Annotated in this window: 1 protein-coding gene and 1 pseudogene; both read left to right on the top strand. The window is 42.8% G+C overall.

Annotated elements, in window-relative coordinates; all coding sequences use genetic code 11:
- The first annotated feature begins 316 nt into the window (after window positions 1-316).
- Entirely contained in the window at window positions 317-1276 is a 960-nt protein-coding gene (gene gshB, locus A3757_RS20865; protein ID WP_068553655.1) for a glutathione synthase, read from the top strand.
- A gap of 36 nt (window positions 1277-1312) precedes the next feature.
- Window positions 1313-1603: pseudogene (locus A3757_RS20860) on the top strand (energy transducer TonB); the annotation flags it as partial.

The following is a 1603-nucleotide window of genomic DNA, read 5'->3' as shown; positions in this document are numbered from 1 at the left end:
ACTTGAAGAACAATTAGCGTCGGGTCTGACATGTCTTGTACGCGACGCACTACGATATTCCAAGCCTGAACTTGTCAAACCTGGTATTTACTTTTCACGGTCACGATACAAAATTCGGCGACCATTATTTCACTATAGACCAATATCTTAAAAGTGTTTGTTAATATCAAATCACGATTAATTTCATAAGCATTTATTATTTATAGTTTAAATAGATAATCTAAGAAAGAAATTGTTTTATTCAAAATGTAATGAAAGTTAAACTAAGATAGTAGTTCTTAAGGTTAGTACATTTTTTTTGTTTCGCAGGTAATAAATGACGTTTAAGTTAGGAATTGTGATGGATCCCATTTCCGGGATTAATATCAAGAAGGATAGTTCCTTCGCTATGCTGCTTTCTGCCCAAGCGAAAGGCTGGTCTTTGAACTATATGGAAATGTCTGACCTATATTTGGATCAAGGTACGGCTCGTGGACGTTTGACGCCTCTCAAGGTAAGTAACGATGAGCAAAGCTGGTATGAACTTGGTGAGCCGCGCGAAGCCGATTTGGCTGAGTTAGACGTCATTCTTATGCGTAAGGATCCACCCGTTGATTCAGAGTTTATTTACGCTACGCATATTCTAGAACGGGCCGAGCAGCAGGGAGCTTTAGTATTAAATAAAGCCCAAAGCTTGCGAGATTGTAATGAAAAGCTATACGCGACTCTTTTCCCCCAATGTTGCCCGCCTGTTTTGGTCTCGAGAGATCAGCAACGCTTGAAAGCGTTTTGTAAGCAGCATGAAGACGTCATCTATAAACCCTTGGATGGTATGGGAGGCGCTTCTATTTTCAGAGTGACTCTGGGGGACAGTAACCTAAGTGTGATTCTCGAAACGCTGAGTCAGCATGGCCAGCAACAGGTGATGGCGCAAAAATATTTGCCTGAGATAAAGAATGGCGATAAGCGTATACTTATTATTGATGGTGAGCCGGTTGCTTTTGGCTTGGCGAGAATTCCGGGGCAAGGTGAGTCGCGAGGCAATTTGGCTGCAGGTGGTCGTGGAGAAGTGCTGCCACTGACTGAACGTGACTATTGGATCGTTGATCAGATAAAAGATGATTTACTAGATAGGGGCTTGTTATTTGTAGGTATCGATGTGATTGGTGATTACCTGACAGAAATAAATGTCACCAGTCCAACCTGTATTCAGGAAATTGAAAGGGTTAGCCAAATCAAAATTGCTGATAAGCTAATATCGACGATTGAGCAGAAATTGAGTGCTAGTAAAAAGTAATATGAAGCAAGAGACGCAATCTGTAGGGGAGCTAAATTGGCAGTGGTAGCACGAGCAATGGGTGTTAGCGATACTGATCGTCTTAGTTTTACGGTTTTTGTCGCGCTGGCCTTACATAGCTTAATTATCCTGACCGATTTTCTGGAAGAAGATCCGGAGCCCGTGGCGTTTACTATGGAAATTACGCTTTCTCGCTTTGAGGATGAGACCAAGCCAGATAAGGCGGACTTCTTTGCCGAGACCAACCAGCTTGGCAGCGGTACGCTAGAAGAAAAAGCGAGAGTCACGACGCCGATTGAATCGAAGCAGTTCAATGCCCTGGAGCAA

The organism is Oleiphilus sp. HI0117, from assembly GCF_001635235.1.
This window is presented reverse-complemented; position numbering and strand designations above follow the sequence as displayed.

Coding starts and splice junctions, on each gene's coding strand:
- gshB (WP_068553655.1), top strand. CDS start 317: ATGACGTTTAAGTTAGGAATTGTGATGGATCCCATTTCCGGGATTAAT.